At 59.3% G+C, this 15,254-nt stretch carries 11 protein-coding genes and 1 pseudogene; 6 read left to right on the top strand and 6 right to left on the bottom strand.

The genetic code is table 11. The features are described from left to right. Window positions 1-172: 172 nt before the first annotated feature. From WFN61_RS13655 to WFN61_RS13645, 3 genes are all read left to right on the top strand, one after another. The gene (locus WFN61_RS13655; protein WP_257757702.1) at window positions 173-1,615 is read left to right on the top strand and encodes an N-acyl-D-amino-acid deacylase family protein; all 1,443 of its coding nucleotides are present in this window, start codon (window positions 173-175) and stop codon (window positions 1,613-1,615) included. Window positions 1,616-1,624: 9 nt separating this feature from the next. Then, complete coding sequence (locus tag WFN61_RS13650) at window positions 1,625-2,020, top strand: RidA family protein (RefSeq protein WP_042390775.1); 396 nt, start codon at window positions 1,625-1,627, stop codon at window positions 2,018-2,020. Between the two features lie 179 nt (window positions 2,021-2,199). Beyond that, window positions 2,200-3,687, top strand: a complete 1,488-nt coding sequence (locus tag WFN61_RS13645; protein WP_312176097.1) for a sodium:solute symporter family protein — start codon at window positions 2,200-2,202, stop codon at window positions 3,685-3,687. Window positions 3,688-3,706: 19 nt separating this feature from the next. On the opposite strand, the gene WFN61_RS13640 is transcribed toward WFN61_RS13645, so the two are convergent. Then, window positions 3,707-4,570, bottom strand: coding sequence for a MurR/RpiR family transcriptional regulator (locus WFN61_RS13640; RefSeq protein WP_222887842.1), 864 nt, complete (start codon window positions 4,568-4,570; stop codon window positions 3,707-3,709). Window positions 4,571-4,887: 317 nt separating this feature from the next. Here WFN61_RS13640 and WFN61_RS13635 point away from each other — a divergent pair, with 317 nt between their 5' ends. Further along, a complete protein-coding gene (locus WFN61_RS13635) occupies window positions 4,888-5,508 on the top strand; it encodes a response regulator transcription factor (RefSeq protein WP_257757704.1) in 621 nt (206 codons plus the stop codon). A 48-nt stretch (window positions 5,509-5,556) separates the two neighbouring features. Then, a complete protein-coding gene (locus WFN61_RS13630) occupies window positions 5,557-5,961 on the top strand; it encodes a hypothetical protein (protein WP_144815273.1) in 405 nt (134 codons plus the stop codon). Between the two features lie 3 nt (window positions 5,962-5,964). Here the strand turns inward: WFN61_RS13630 and WFN61_RS13625 are convergent, their stop codons facing one another. The 5 genes and pseudogenes from WFN61_RS13625 to WFN61_RS13605 all read right to left on the bottom strand — a co-directional run bounded on the left by WFN61_RS13625 (window position 5,965) and on the right by WFN61_RS13605 (window position 13,162). Then, window positions 5,965-11,553 (bottom strand): trifunctional serine/threonine-protein kinase/ATP-binding protein/sensor histidine kinase, encoded by a 5,589-nt coding sequence (locus WFN61_RS13625; RefSeq protein WP_337038786.1) that lies wholly within the window; start codon window positions 11,551-11,553, stop codon window positions 5,965-5,967. Further along, entirely contained in the window at window positions 11,553-11,936 is a 384-nt protein-coding gene (locus tag WFN61_RS13620) for a response regulator transcription factor (protein ID WP_042390765.1), read from the bottom strand. The genes WFN61_RS13625 and WFN61_RS13620 overlap by 1 nt, the downstream gene beginning before the upstream one ends. A 45-nt stretch (window positions 11,937-11,981) precedes the next feature. Next, window positions 11,982-12,236 (bottom strand): XapX domain-containing protein, encoded by a 255-nt coding sequence (locus tag WFN61_RS13615; protein ID WP_181016623.1) that lies wholly within the window; start codon window positions 12,234-12,236, stop codon window positions 11,982-11,984. A 29-nt stretch (window positions 12,237-12,265) separates the two neighbouring features. Further along, window positions 12,266-12,400: pseudogene (locus WFN61_RS13610) on the bottom strand (DUF1427 family protein); the annotation flags it as partial. Window positions 12,401-12,472: 72 nt separating this feature from the next. Then, window positions 12,473-13,162, bottom strand: a complete 690-nt coding sequence (locus WFN61_RS13605; RefSeq protein ID WP_257757706.1) for a hydrolase — start codon at window positions 13,160-13,162, stop codon at window positions 12,473-12,475. Window positions 13,163-13,374: 212 nt separating this feature from the next. On the opposite strand from WFN61_RS13605, the gene WFN61_RS13600 reads away from it, so the two are divergent. Beyond that, on the top strand, window positions 13,375-15,249 hold the full coding sequence (locus tag WFN61_RS13600; RefSeq protein WP_144815260.1) for an amidohydrolase: 1,875 nt from the start codon (window positions 13,375-13,377) through the stop codon (window positions 15,247-15,249). Window positions 15,250-15,254 lie beyond the last annotated feature (5 nt).

Genomic DNA, 15,254 nt, shown 5'->3' with positions numbered 1-15,254 from the left:
TAACATTAAAATAACATATCTATCTATATGAAAATAAAAGAGTAAATATAATATTGTTATTGTTTTTGAATAAAAGTATCACAAAACGATCTGGATTTTGCGTAGTTTTCCACTGTTTTTTTAGCTTGTAAATGATTAACTTGGCTGCAGAACAAAAAGAGAGTGAGGTGTTATGAAGCATGACTGGCTTTTCAAAAACGCCACCGTTATCGACGGCAGCGGCGGACCTGAATACCGCGCCGATGTAGCGGTCAGCGGCGACCGTATCGTGGAGATCGCGCCTGCGATCCACGCTCAGGCCGGGCACGTTATCGATGCCAAGGGCAACGTGCTGTCGCCCGGTTTTATCGACGTGCATACCCATGACGATACCAACGTCATCCGCATGCCCGATTACCTGCCGAAAATCAGCCAGGGGATCACCACTGTGATTGTCGGCAACTGCGGCATCAGCGCCGCTACCGCCACGATCCGCAGCGACGTACCAGACCCGATGAACCTGCTGGGCGAGAAAGAGCACTTTATCTATCCGACGGTAGACGCTTACGCCCACGCGCTGGAAGCCGCGCGGCCCGCCATCAACGTCGGGACGCTGATTGGTCATACGACCCTGCGCAATAACCACATGGACGATCTGTTCCGGGCGGCAACCGCGGACGAAATCGCCGCCATGCGCCAGCAGCTGCGTGCGGCGCTACAGCAGGGGGCGCTGGGCATGAGCTCCGGGCTGGCCTACGCCACGGCGTTTCAGTCATCCACCGACGAAGTGATGGCCCTGGCGGAAGAGCTGGCGGCGGAAAAAAGTATCTACACCACGCACCTGCGCTCTGAGTTTGAACCGATTCTGGAGGCGCTCGACGAAGCGTTCCGGATTGGCCGCCACGGCAAGGTGCCGGTGGTGGTGTCACACCATAAGTGCGCCGGGGCAAAAAACTGGGGACGCACGCGGGAGACGCTGGCATTTTTCGACAAGATGCGCCAACACCAGGAGATCGCCTGCGATTGCTACCCCTACTCCGCCAGCTCCTCGACGCTGGATCTCAAGCAGGTGACCGACGAGTTCGACATCGTCATTACCTGGTCTGAGGCGCACCCGGAGCAGGCGGGTAAAACGCTACAGCAGATAGCGGACGGCTGGCAGGTGAGCCTGCACAGCGCAGCGGAGCAGCTGATGCCCGCCGGGGCCATTTACTACAACATGGACGAGCAGGACGTGCGCCGGGTGCTGCGCTATCCGGTCACGATGATCGGTTCCGACGGGCTGCCAAACGACCCGATGCCGCACCCGCGCCTGTGGGGCGCTTTCCCGCGCGTGCTGGGCCATTACTGCCGCGACGAGAAGCTTTTCCCGCTGACGATGGCGGTGCATAAGATGACGGGCATGTCGGCGGCGCGCTTCCAGCTGCCGCAGAGGGGCCTGATCAAAACCGGCTACTATGCGGACCTGGTCCTTTTTGATCCGCATACGGTGCGCGACGTCGCCAGTTTCTCGGATCCTAAACGGCCCGCGGACGGCATCGACGCCGTGATGGTGAATGGCGTGATGAGCTACGACCACCATAAACACATTACAGGACGCGCAGGACGTTTCCTGCGTCGGCAGACCACAGAATAAGGAGCAACGATGAGCATTAAACGTTATGGCACCGAAGGCGGAACCGGCACTGGCGGACAGCACCTGCCGTTTGCCAGGGCGGTGGAGGCAGGCGGCTGGCTCTATGTCTCCGGCCAGACCCCAATGAAAAATGGCGAAGTGGTGGAAGGCGGCATTGTCGATCAGTCCCGGCTGGCGATCCAGAACTGCGTGGATATCATGACCGAGGCGGGCTATACCCTGGCGGATGTGGTTCACGTGAAGGTGATCCTGACCGATGCCCGCTACTTCCAGTCGTTCAACAAGGTTTTCCGGGAGTTTTTTGGCGATCATCCCCCTGCCCGCATCTGCTGCGTCGCAGACCTGGTCGTGGATTGCAAAGTTGAAGTCGATGTGACCTGCTACAACGCTGCTCGCATCAAATAATCCCCTCTCCCTTGCGCGCAAGGGAGATCGCACATTTATAAAAAAGCTATTGCGGTACCCCGGCAACACTTATTTTGCCTGTACTCTCGGATCCCCTGCGCCTTTTTTCAGGTGACCGGTCCTGTTAACACATCCGTTTCGCGCAGACGAAATAGATTAACGATATCTGGACGTGAGCAATGAATAATATCTCTTTCCTGGTCTGGTTCACCCTGTATGCCTGCGCCATGATTACGCTCGGCTGGTACGTTTCGCGGCATCAAAAAAATGGCGATGATTTTCTGCTGGGCGGCCGCTCGTTGCCGATGATATTAACCCTGGGATCGACGGTGGGCACCATGGTTGGCACCGGCTCAAGCGTGGGCGCAGTGGGCTTTGGCTATACCAACGGCTGGGCCGGGATGCTGTATGGCCTCGGGGGCGCGGTCGGGATCTTACTGGTCGCCTGGCTATTTGCCCCGGTGCGTAAATTACGCTTTATGACCATGAGCGAAGAGATCTCCTATTACACCGGCGGCAGTAAGATTGTTAAAAACGTGGTTGCCGTACTGATATTTATTGCCTCTATTGGCTGGCTGGGCGCGCATATTTTGGGTGGCGGTTTGTATCTCGCCTGGGCCAGTGGAATAGATATTAACGTCGCCAAAATTATTATTGCTCTGGCGTTTGTAGTATATGTCGGTATCGGGGGCTATTCCGCCGTAGTGTGGATCGATACCGTTCAATCTATCATCCTGTTTGTCGGCTTTATTTTAATGGCCGTGCTGGCGGTGAATCACGTCGGCGGCTGGGAGAATATTAAGCATGCCGTCGATCCAGCCGCCCAGAGCCTGTTTGCGGTGGATAAGCTTGGCGTCCTGCCCGCCTTCTCGCTGGCGATGGTGATCGGCGTTGGCGTACTGGCGACCCCCTCTTACCGTCAGCGTATCTATTCGGCAAAAACGGTGTCGTCGGTGCGCCAGTCATTTACCATCACCGGCCTGCTTTACCTGCTCTTCTCCTTCCTGCCGGCGATTATCGGCATGGCGGTCTGGACGATGAACTCGCAGCTGGACAACAGTGGCTTCGCCTTCCTGTTCGCAACCCAGGTTCTGCCGCCGGTGCTGGCGATGGCGGTGCTGATTGCGGGCATGTCTGCCAATATGTCCTCCGGCAGTTCGGATGCTATCGCCGGGGTATCGATCATCCTGCGCGATCTCTACACCCTGGTGACCGGGCATATGCCTGCGCCGGAGAAAGCCATTCGTCTGTCGCGCATCTTCCTGGTGCTGGTGATCGCCCTTGCCCTACTGTTCGCCCTCACCTCTAACGACATCATCAGCTATATCACCAAAATGATCTCGATGATTATGTCCGGCATGTTTATCTGCTCGATTCTGGGCCGCTTCTGGAGCCGCTTTAACTGGCAGGGAGCGCTGGCCGCGCTGGCGGGTGGCGCAGGTGCCTCAGTCGCCGTATTGATGGACAGCGACTGGCTCGCCTTCTGGGGCAACCCCTGCGTGCCGTCGGTGCTGACCAGCCTGGGTTGTGCGGTGGTGGTGACGCTGGTCACGCCTGCCAGCGCACTCAGCCGGGAAGAGGCGCTGGCGCTGATTACCCGTGAACGCGAGAGCCAGCCGGAAGCGCCGCCGCTGCCGATCGGCAAACGTAAACCGACAGAGGGCTAGCGAAGCATGCTGGCGTGGATCAGTCTCCCAGCGGCTGACGGTCCACGCCGCCGCGGTGGCTGTCCAGCGCCAGCTTGATACGGCGCAGCCGATCTTTGGTCTGCGCCTTGTTCGCCATCGCCAGTTCGGTCGCCAGCACGTCCACCATCGCCAGCATGGCGTAGCGGGAGGTGCTGGGCTTAAAGATGTAGTCGTTTTCCCGCACCAGCAGGGGCAGCACCAGATCGGCCTGCTCCGCCAGCGGCGTCTCCAGCGGCGTAATGGCGATCACTTTCGCCCCGTACTGCCTGGCAATCGCTGCACTCTCAATCATCTCCGGGGTATAGCCGCCCAGCGACAGCACCAGCACCACGTCCTGCGGAGCCACGGCGGAACACATCATCCGCACCAGCAGGCCGTCGCTCTGACTGACCACCGGCAGGCCAAGGCGGAAAAAGCGGTATTGCAGCTCCTGAGCGCAGATGGTGGATCCGCCGCCCATGCCAACGGCGAGAATTTGCCGCGCCTGGCTGAGCCAGCTAACCGCCTTGTTCAGCGCCTCACCGTTGAGCGCCCGGCGGTTGGTCTCCAGCACGCTGATAATCGACTCGTAAATCCCCTGCACCCCTTCGAGATCCGGCACGTCGAGGATAAAACGCTGCCCTACCGCCAGGGACTGCGCCAGCTTCATTTTTAATTCGCGTACGTCTTTACAGCCCAACGCGCGCGCAAAACGGGTAACAGAGGCCTGGCTGGTTTCGGTCAGGCGCGCCAGCTCGGCAATCGGCAGGTCCGCCGCCGTAGCGACATCATCAAGAATGAACTGGGCAATGCGCTTTTCAGTGGCGGTCAGCTCCATAAAGCGATCGGTAATGCAGGAGATAATATCAATCGTATAAGCCATGCGTAGCGTCAGGGTTCAGAAGAGTGTTGGTACTTTGTATCATAATTTGCCTGGCCGCTGTCAGCCACTGTAACCTGATAATTACGCCTCTTTTTTTACCAGTGCTCAATTATTATCCTTTACTTGTCAATATCTTACCTAACTCCACCCGATCTTCGTATTTTCAAGATGATAATGAGAATTATTGTGTTACTATCCGGTTATTATTTGGTAAACACGTGGTGTATGTCTCTGTTATATAAGACAACAAAATGGTTATATGCTTTTTTAATAACCGATTCAGACGCATACATACCCGTTGATGGCAAGGACTACTCATGGATCCTATTGTTTATGTAGTAGATGATGATAATTCGGTAAGGCAATCTCTGGTCAGGTTGTTAATGGCAGAGGATTATCGGGTTGCTGACTTTCCTTCAGCGCAGGCCTTTCTCGCTCATGCGTTCAGGCCAGAGCCCGGCTGTCTTATCCTCGATATGAACATGCCGGATGCCGATGGTTTTGACGTAGCCGAATCGCTAACCAAACTCGGCTATCTCATTCCCGTGATCTTTCTCACCGGCTTTGGCACCATCCCGCTGTCGGTTAAGGCGATGAAGGCCGGGGCCTATGAGTTTATGACCAAGCCCGCCGTGCCGGGGCTGCTGCTCAAGGCTGTGGCAGATGCGCTGTCGCTGGCGGAGAAAAATATGGGTGCGTCGCAGGAGATACAGACGCTCACCAGCCGCTACGAGTCGCTGACCCCGCGCGAGAAAGAGGTGTTTCAACTGGCCATCGGCGGCCTGCTGAACAAGCAGATCGCCACCGCCATGGGCGTGAGTGAAATTACCGCCAAGGTGCATAAGAAGCGGGTCATGGAAAAGATGGAAGTGCGTTCGCTGGCGGATCTGGTTCGCTGTGCGGAGCGTCTTAATATAGTGAAATCACAAAGCCGTTAGTGCTCATGCTGCGGCCTGTTGTTAACGTTGAAGCCCCCGGAGAAACCGATGACCAGCCAACCCGCTACTGAGCCCCGCTCGCAGCTTAAGTCCCTTTCATCCACGCTGAGAAAACTGCATAAAACGCTGGTCGATCTCGAAACCACGCGTTTTGGCGATCCCGGCAACGCGTTTGAGCATTTACAGCTGCTGACCAGCCACCCGCAGTTTGCCTGGCTGCGCCAGATCTCTGAGGTGCTGGTAGACATTGACGAGCGACTGGACGACAAAGAGCAGCCGGTAGATAGCGCGGCGGTAGAGAGCGTACGTAAAACGCTCGCCAGCCTGCTGAGCGCGGAGAACAGCGGTGAGTTTCGCCAGAAATACCTCGATGCGCTGCAGGAGTCCACCGAGGTGGCGATGGCGCATGGCGAACTGCGTAACCGTTTAACGCAGATCGCGCCCGCGTCCTAAGCGCTACTCGCCCTGCTCACCCTGCTCGTCATGCACCGGCAGGGTAAACCAGAATCGGCTGCCGTGGCGCTCGCCTGGGGCAGCCTGCAACCGACCCGCATGACGTTCAATGATAGAGTGGCTGATGCTCAGCCCCATCCCCATCCCCTGCTCTTTGGTGGTGTAGAACGAATCAAACAGCCGCTCCTGCACCTCGGGGCTCAGACCAATCCCGGTATCGGTAATGTCCAGACGGATCCTGCCCGGCTCCGGGTTCAGCGAGCTCACGGTGAGGGTGAGCGGACGGTCATGTATGCCCGCCATGGCATCAATTGCATTGACGATAAGGTTCAGCAGCACCTGCTGAATTTGCACGCTGTCGCCGTAGATAAAGGCATCCTGCGCCTTAAGCTGGTACTGGAGCGCAATCTGCTGCCGCTCCAGCTCGCTGCGTGAGAGCGCCACAATGTGGTAGACCAGATGGTGCAGGTTCACCCGCGAGCGGCTTGCCGTCTGGTTGCGCGTCAGCGCCTGTAATCCGCGAATGATATTCCCGGCGCGTTCGCCTTCGCTGATGATCTCCTCCAGGCTGGTGCGCGCATGGCTGAGCATGGCCGGCTCCCGGCTGAGCCAGCGCAGGCTCGCACCCGCGTTAGCCACAATCGACATCAGCGGCTGGTTGATCTCATGGGCGATAGAGGCCGTTAGCTGCCCGACCGTAGTGGCGCGGGCGACGCGGGCGAGATCGGCCTGCGCCACGCGCACGGCGTCCTCCGACTGGCGGCGGGCGGTGATATCGGTGATGACGCCGAAATACTCTGCGACGCTGGGTTCATCCCCCACCGGATTACCTACCCCCAGAATGTAGCGGCACTCTCCGTCCGGACGAAACACCCGAAACTCGGCGCGCATTGAGACGCCGTTGCGCACGCTATCGGTGACCAGCCGGCTGATGCGCTGATAATCCTCCGGATGCACCAGCATCAGGAAATCCGCCATCGAGATCGTGCGCTGCCGGTCCGGCAGGCCAAGGATGCGGGCGTATTCATCGGAGACAAACATCAGATCCTGATCGATATCCCAGCGCCAGGTGCCTGTGTTACTGATGCGCTCCCCGAGCATCAGGGAGGTCTGGCTGGCGCGCAGCTCTTTCTCAACCCGCCGCCGCTGGACGTTCTCCTCCAGCAGCTCGGCGTACAGACGCGCCGTTTCCAGCGATACCGCCGCCTGCGACGCCAGCATCCTGACGATGCGTGAATGCTCGGCGGTAAAGATCTCCGGCATGACGCGGTTTTCCAGATAGAGCACGCCGACCATTTTGGCTTGCTTGTACATCGGGACGCACATCACCGCCGCGCCGGAGGTCACCAGATAGGCATCCTGGCTGAAGGGGCTAAAGCTTCCCGGCTTGCCGGTGCGGATCTCCTGGCCGGTGCGCATCACCGCCGAGAGAATCGACAGCGGCATATCGGTCGCAGAAGGCCGCTCCTTAACCCGCCGCACCTTCACGCCGTCCGAGGAGGTCTCCGCGCAGGCCTGGGTTTCCAGCACGTTGTTATCAAGAATGCGAATAAGCAGGCCGCGCTGAGCACCTGCCCGCTCAAGCAGCAGGGTCATCAGCGTCTGCATCAGCCGGTCGAGGTCGATCTCCTCCGTCATGGCGCGCACCGCTCTGAGCATGCTCTCCAGATCGTGTACAACCTCATTCTGCGCAAAGGCAATGGTGTCGTAGGGCGTGCTCTGTACGGATGGCGAGAGATGCGGATAGTGGCGCTCCAGCTGGCGCAGTTTCGCCATCGCGCCCCACCGCCGCCATGCAGAAAACGCACCGCGGAAATAGGCCTCGGAGGCCACCTGGAAGCCCGCTGCTTTAGCAAAGCCTCCGGCCAGCTCACAGGCCAGGCCGTGGATGTGATGAAACTCCGCATCACCCGAGAGCTTAATCGCCCTCTCATACTGGGCGATGGCGATATCACTCTTCTGCTCCAGGCGCGCCAGCTCTGCGCCGACCAGCGCCTCTTTATCGGCAAAGGTCGCCGGATTATGCCGCGCCCACAGCGCGATCCGATCGTGATGGCCTTTTACCGTCTCCCGCTGCGCGGCGGTTGCGGTCTCCGGCGTCAGGGCAAGGGTCAGGGAAAGCGCGCTGTAAAAATGGTAATCAAGCAGATGGATATACCCCGGCACGCTGTCGACCATCGGCGCGGCGTTCTCCAGGCAATGGGATGCCTCGGCGTACTCCCCCGCCATAAAATGCGCCATACCGCGATAGAGCCAGAACCAGAACAGCGTCAGAGGGATGTGCTGATGGCCGCGCGCTGCCTCATCGGCAATCAGCGACGCGGGGAAAACGTCCGCGCCGGTAAAATTCCCTGAGGCATTACGCAGGTGATTCACATACAGCCGCTGGAGCAGAAGCAGGATCTCCACGTCCGGGAAGCGCAGTTTGCGAATAAAGCCCAGGCCGCGCTCGATAGTGGTCAGCACGCCGTCCAGGTGATCGCCGCGGGTAAGAAAATTCATGGTCTGATGGCGAATGATAAAACAGGCGGCGGTGAGATCGCCGTGGTCAACCGAGGCCGTAAAGCAGACTTTCGCGCTCTCGATGGCCGATCCGATCGGCTTCACCCACGAGGTAGCCAGATCTACCGCCAGCAACGTTCGCCCTTTGAAATTGTTAAAAGCGTGCTGCATCACCAGCTCATGCGCGAGCTGGCTCCAGATAAATCCGGCCTGATATTCGTTGTAGCGGCGGCCAATCAGCACGCCATACCAGGCAAACGCCGCCGTTGAAGCGCCGCATAATCCCCGGTCCAGCGTCATATGAATGATTTTGCAGAGCAGCAAAAAGTGCAGGCGCGGACAGGCAAAGGCAGCGAACATGCTGGCGCTGAGCATCAGGCTCATGATCGCTTCCGCCTCCCCGTCTTGCGTTACGGCCAGGGTCTGGAAAGCCGCAACCGGATCGCCGCTAATTCGGGACTCTACCGATCGCCACGCCTCGTCGCAGTCGTGCGCAGTGGGGTGGCGGCTAAGGTCAACACCAAAGGCGACCAGGCCGGACAGGGCCGTCTCCAGCGCCAGCGGCATATTGGACTGGCGCATATAAATTTCCGCCATCATGCAGGCGGCTACCGCTTTTTGATGCGGGCGCGGCGCATGCATCAGCCGCTGGCACAGCGCCAACGCAGAGGGGAGATTACCTTGCAGAAACTCACACTCCGCCTCGTCAAAATCAAGCTGGAAAGCTTCATCCGGCTCGGCGTGGAGCGCATCCTCATGCAGCAGCTTTGCGGTACGCAGATAGCGCACGGCAGAGGCGTAATCACCGGTACTTTTCGCCCGCTGGGCGGCAAGATGACAGACTGCACGGTAGCTGTCGCGCTCCGGCGAAAAGCGAATGTCGTTAAGCGCTGAAGTGATATGGTGAACCGCCAAAAACAGCCGATCGCTGTCGTCGCTCTGCCGCGCCGCCTCGGTGAACAGGCGTGCGGCAGAGAGATTAAGCTGGCCGATCTCGTCAGCGTTAAGCAGCGCCCGCGCCGCCCTGTGTACGCGATCGTGCGTAAAGGTATATTCATCCCCGGCAAGGCTAATCAGCCGGGCGGAAACCGCCGGTAGCAGCTGCTCGTGAAGCTGCTCGGGCGCGATCGCCTGCATCTGGCTCAGCAGCGCGGGTTTGCCTGTTCCGCCAACGCAGGCGAGGCAGCCAAGCAGCCTGCGCACTTGCAGAGGCATATCCGCCAGCTGCAGCAGCACCAGGCTTGCCACGTTTTCGGTGTAGTTTCGCGCGCGGATAGCGGGCAGATCGTAATACCATTTGCCCTGTTTTTTGTTATGGGTGATCAGCCCGTCTTTGACGATGCGCTGAAAAAACTCATGGGTAAACAGCGGATTGCCGCCGGTTTTTTCATGAATAAGCGTCGCCAACTCGTGTAAGCCAGACGCCCGGGCCTGAAAAATGTCCGCCAGCCAGCGCGACACGGCTTTGACGCTAAGCGGCTCTGGTCGGATATCGACAAGATGATGGGCGTCGGCGCGCAGGTTTTTCAGCAGCGTTTGCGCGCTACCGTCGGGAAACGCGTCGGTATCAGAGTGGGCAACCACCATCAGCAGCGGCAGCGCGCCGCTGGCGTGGGTCAGGTATTCCAGAAGCTGCAGGCTGGCCTGATCTATCCAGTGAATATCATCAATTAATAATACCAGCGGGCAGTCCGGCGTGGCGAAGGCCTCCACCAGCCGGGATGCCATCTGGTTGAAACGCGCCCGGGCGTCGGTGGAGTCGGGATCGCCCGCGGTGAGAGAGCAATTGTCCAGCAGCAGGCCCAGCTCCGGCACCAGCTTGACAGCCAGGACGGCATAGCTGCCGAGCGCCCGGGTAAGCCGCCGCTTCCAGCGCGCGACGTCCTCTGCCCCCAGCCCCAGCAGATAGAGCGTTAACGAGCGAAAGGCCGAGGCGATAACGGTATAGGGCACCACGCCCGAATACTGGTCGGCCTTGCTGACCGCCAGCAGCACACGCCGATGCTGAAGCGTTTTCAGCGCCGACGCGATGAGCGACGACTTGCCGCTGCCGAGCGGGCCGCTAATCACCACCAGCGAATGCGTGCCGCTCTCCATGACCCGGTCAAACGCCGCCAGCAGCTGCTGCTGCTGAGGGTGAGCCAGATAGAGATTGTCCGGCAAAAAGCGGGCGGGCAGACGATCCTGCAAGCCTGGCGTAAACGGCGTGATATCCCCGTTTTCTGCCAGGTTCGCCTGACAGCGGCGCAGGTCGGCGATCAGCCCCTCCACCGTCTGGTATCGGTTCGCCGGGGATTTTTCCAGCAGGCGCAGAACGATCGCTGAGAGCATGCCGGGCACCGAGGGCCGCACCTCGTGCAGCGGCCGGGGAACAGAGGCAATATGGTGATGCGCCCACTCCGCCTGCCCGCCCTCGCTGGGCTCAAAGGGCAGCGTGCCGGTCAGGAGTTCATACAGCACGATGCCCAGGCTGTAGAGATCGCTGCGGCTGTCGACGCTGTCGCGGGTGCGCGCGGTGTGCTCCGGCGACATATAGGCCAGGGTCCCGCCGGGCACCGTCAGGCTTGTCTGGCTGGCGATCTCTGGCGAACCGGTGGTCAAGCCGAATCCGGCCAGCCGGTACGCGCCGCCGGGATCGATAAAAAAGTTGCCGGGTTTGATATCGCTGTGTACCAGCCCCTGAGCATGCATCTGCCGCAGCGGCGTGCAAAGCCCTAGCGCCATCGCCAGAAAGTCGGCGATATTGCCTACCCGCAGGCGGGTGGATTGCGCCAGGGTGCGGAAGGGAAACGGGGCATAGACCAGGGCATAGCGGCCGTGATGGCTGGTGGAGCTGATGGGGCGTACTGCCCAGACGCCAGAAAGCTGCCTACGCAGGGCAAATTCGTTTTTGAGCAGCCGGGTTGCCTGAAACTCTGCCTCATCGCTGGCGGCGCTGGCCAGAATAAAGCTCTCGCCCGAATGGAGCGGATGACACAGGGTCCAGGCGATGCAGCCTTCCTGAGCCAGCGGCGTGAAGATAATGTCGTCGGTTAAGGTAAATACGTCGCCATTCATCAGGTTGCCGGCGGCAGAGAGTTTTTCGCTCATCAGCGCTCCTCGCGTAAAGAGAGTTCACGGCGGATATGTTCCAGCAGCGTATCAATATTGATCGGCTTGCGTAAAAGCGAAACGGCCTCCGCGCCCGTGATCGTCCACTGGCTGTTTTTCTCTTCGTGTCCGGAGATAAAAATAACCGGCGGCGGATTGGGTTGCGATACCACTGAAGTATAGAGTTCCAGGCCGCTCATCCCCTTTAGCTTGACGTCGAGGATCAACAGATCGGCGCTGGCCAACGCCGAGTCGTCACTGAGAAACGCTTCTGCGGATTCGAAGGTGCAGGTATCGTAGCCCTCCGACAGCAGTAAATTGCTTAGCCCGCTGCGAACGGAACGTTCATCGTCAACAATGACAATGCGCGGAGAGAACGCCATGCCGTGATCCTCTGACTGAGCTCACGCGAACGTGAGTGGCGCTCCCTACGGTAGGTTTTTGCCTTCGGGGGGAGGAGTGCCGCTGATTTTGGGCACGCATTCATGACGAAACCATGCCAGGGTGACCGGCTGACGGCGTAGAAGACGCCGACATACCGGAATAAGCTGTTCCCCCACCAGCATACCGAACAGCCCCAGCAGGGCAATGACCGGTGGTGCAGGCGAATGAACCTGTAATGCGCCATAGATAGCCCCTGCCAAAAGGCCGGTCGCCAGCGAAACAACGTATGATTTCAACATATTTAGCCTGCCCAGGTAAAGAGATTGACAAGCTGCTCGCCTGCCAGCATCCCCAGCAAACCCACCAGCGCGATGGCAGGCGGCGCGGGCGAGCGCACCTTCAGCAGGGCGTAAACCAGACCAATCAAGACCCCAGCGCCAAGGGAAATAAGCTCTGCGCTCATGGCAGTCTCCCGTTATTCAATCGTCACTCAGTAAAAAAACGGGCCGGGACAGAGGTCCGGCCCGCATCGACGTTATTTGTTGGCCGGAACCGGAGCCAGGGTACGATGTGCGCCCTTGGCACGCGACGGTGCTTTGTGGACCATGGTGTAAGCATAATCAACGCCCATACCGTAAGCACCGGAGTGCTCTTTCACGATATCCATCACGGCGTTGTAGGTCTCTTTGTGCGCCCAGTCGCGCTGCCACTCCAGCAGAACCTGCTGCCAGGTCACCGGGATCACGCCCGCCTGAATCATGCGCTGCATCGCGAAGTCATGCGCCTCTTTAGAGGTGCCGCCGGAGGCGTCAGCCACCATATAAATTTCGTATCCCCCTTCCAGCATGGCGCAGAGGGCGAAGGTGTTGTTACACACTTCGGTCCACAGACCCGACACCACTACCTTCTTCTTGCCGTTCTTCGCCAGCGCGTCACGCACTTTCTGGTCATCCCAGGAGTTCATGGAGGTACGCTCAAGAATGTCGTGCTCAGGGAAGACGTCCAGCAGCTCCGGGAAGGTGTTACCCGAGAAGCTTTCGGTTTCAACGGTGGTGATAGTGGTGGGAATGTTGAAGACCTTAGCCGCTTTTGCCAGGCCAACCACGTTGTTCTTCAGTACCTGACGGTCGATAGATTGCACGCCGAAGGCCATCTGCGGCTGCTGATCGATAAAGATCATCTGGCAATTTTCTGGGGTCAGTACTTCAAGCTTAGAGTTGGTCATGTGAGTTTCCATTGTCGTGTAAGTTAAAACAGATTGTTATCGACACGGATAGTAAAACCCCTGAACCGGCATAACTATTATCTCTGTGTATAACTATACCTTCGTATAGGTATACCTTCGTATAACTAGACGCCCGATCCCCCTGCTGAAGATAATCCCATCACTTTATAGTCCGGCGCATCAGGCTTCGGACGCTTCAGCAGGAGAACCCAATGGTCTCGCTCGGCAAGGCAGAACTCATTTTACTCAACGGTAAATTTCATACGGTAGACAGGGAAAACCCGGTCGCCGATGCGGTGGCTATTCGCGACGGCAAGTTTCTGGAGGTTGGCACGGCGGCAGAGGTGATGCAGCACCAGGCGGAAGGCACGCGCGTCATCGATCTCAAAGGCAGCACCGCGATCCCAGGCCTCAACGACTCCCACCTGCACCTGATCCGCGGCGGTCTGAACTACAATCTTGAACTGCGCTGGGAAGGCGTGCCGTCGCTGGCAGACGCGCTGCGTATGCTGAAAGAGCAGGCGCTGCGCACCCCTTCTCCGCAGTGGGTGCGCGTGGTCGGCGGCTGGTCAGAGTTTCAGTTTGCCGAGCGCCGGATGCCCACCCTGGATGAGATCAACGAGGCCGCGCCGGATACGCCGGTGTTTATTCTGCATCTCTACGATCGCGCCCTGCTCAACCGCGCCGCGCTGAAGGTGGTGGGCTACACCAAAGATACCCCGAACCCGCCCGGCGGCGAGATCCAGCGCGACGGCAACGGCAACCCCACCGGGATGCTAATTGCCCGCCCGAACGCCATGATCCTCTACGCTACCCTGGCAAAAGGGCCGAAGCTGCCGCTGGAGCAGCAGGTCAACTCTACCCGCCAGTTTATGCGCGAGCTGAACCGCCTGGGCCTGACCAGCGCCATCGACGCCGGCGGCGGCTTCCAGAACTACCCGGAAGATTATGAGGTGATCGCCGAGCTGCATGCCAAAGAGCAGATGACCATCCGCATCGCCTATAACCTGTTTACCCAGCGTCCCGGCCATGAGCTGGAAGATTTTGAGAAGTGGACCGATATGCTGACGCCGGGCCAGGGCAGCGACTTCTTCCGCCACAACGGTGCAGGCGAGATGCTGGTCTTCTCCGCCGCGGACTTCGAAGATTTCCTTGAACCGCGCCCGGATCTCGCGCCGGGTATGGAAGACGAGCTGGAGCGCGTCGTCCGTCATCTGGTAGAGCACCGCTGGCCGTTCCGCCTGCACGCCACCTATAACGAATCCATCAGCCGTATGCTGGATGTGTTCGAGAGAGTGAACCGCGACATTCCCTTCAACGGCCTGCACTGGTTCTTTGACCATGCCGAAACGGTCACCCAACACAACATCGACCGCATCAAAGCGCTGGGCGGCGGCATTGCGGTACAGCACCGGATGGCCTTCCAGGGCGAATATTTCGCCGAGCGCTATGGCATGGAGGCGGTGCGCCACACCCCGCCGGTAGCGAAGATGCTGGAGACCGGCGTCCCGGTGGGATTGGGTACCGACGCTACCCGCGTCGCCAGCTACAACCCGTGGACTGCGCTCTACTGGCTGGTCTCTGGCCGCACCGTGGGCGGCATGCAGATGTATGACGTCAACGCGCGCCTCGACCGCGACACCGCCCTGATGCTCTGGACCCAGGGCAGCGCCTGGTTCTCCAGCGAGCAGGGCAAAAAGGGCCAGATCAAAGTTGGCCAGCTGGCGGATCTCGCCGTGCTGAGCAAAGACTATTTCCGCGTGCCGGAAGAGGAGATCAAAGGTATCGAATCCGTGCTGACCGTGGTGGATGGCAACATCGTCTACGCCGCAGGGGCCTTTACCTCGGAAGCTCCGCCGTCGATTCCTGTGCTGCCAGAGTGGTCGCCGGTGGTCAACGTGCCGGGCCACTACCGCAGCGCCCCACCGCAGCAAAACCGCGTCGGGCTGATGCCTGCCGTGCACCACTGCAGCGGTCCGTGCGGCGTACACAGCCACCAGCACGACGTGGCGCGCCACTCCTCGGTTCCAGTTTCAGACGACAGCGCCTTCTGGGGCGCGCTCGGCTGCAGCTGCTTCGCCTTCTGATAACA

The sequence above is a fragment of the Pseudescherichia sp. AS216 genome, from assembly GCF_037152055.1.
Lineage (GTDB): Bacteria > Pseudomonadota > Gammaproteobacteria > Enterobacterales > Enterobacteriaceae > Pseudescherichia.
This window is presented reverse-complemented; position numbering and strand designations above follow the sequence as displayed.

Bases quoted from the DNA above. Each gene is read 5' to 3' on its own strand.
- WFN61_RS13605 (WP_257757706.1), bottom strand. From the start codon at position 13,162: ATGACCAACTCTAAGCTTGAAGTACTGACCCCAGAAAATTGCCAGATG.
- WFN61_RS13640 (WP_222887842.1), bottom strand. From the start codon at position 4,570: ATGGCTTATACGATTGATATTATCTCCTGCATTACCGATCGCTTTATG.
- WFN61_RS13655 (WP_257757702.1), top strand. From the start codon at position 173: ATGAAGCATGACTGGCTTTTCAAAAACGCCACCGTTATCGACGGCAGC.
- WFN61_RS13615 (WP_181016623.1), bottom strand. From the start codon at position 12,236: ATGTTGAAATCATACGTTGTTTCGCTGGCGACCGGCCTTTTGGCAGGG.
- WFN61_RS13650 (WP_042390775.1), top strand. From the start codon at position 1,625: ATGAGCATTAAACGTTATGGCACCGAAGGCGGAACCGGCACTGGCGGA.
- WFN61_RS13620 (WP_042390765.1), bottom strand. From the start codon at position 11,936: ATGGCGTTCTCTCCGCGCATTGTCATTGTTGACGATGAACGTTCCGTT.
- WFN61_RS13625 (WP_337038786.1), bottom strand. From the start codon at position 11,553: ATGAGCGAAAAACTCTCTGCCGCCGGCAACCTGATGAATGGCGACGTA.
- WFN61_RS13645 (WP_312176097.1), top strand. From the start codon at position 2,200: ATGAATAATATCTCTTTCCTGGTCTGGTTCACCCTGTATGCCTGCGCC.
- WFN61_RS13635 (WP_257757704.1), top strand. From the start codon at position 4,888: ATGGATCCTATTGTTTATGTAGTAGATGATGATAATTCGGTAAGGCAA.
- WFN61_RS13600 (WP_144815260.1), top strand. From the start codon at position 13,375: ATGGTCTCGCTCGGCAAGGCAGAACTCATTTTACTCAACGGTAAATTT.
- WFN61_RS13630 (WP_144815273.1), top strand. From the start codon at position 5,557: ATGACCAGCCAACCCGCTACTGAGCCCCGCTCGCAGCTTAAGTCCCTT.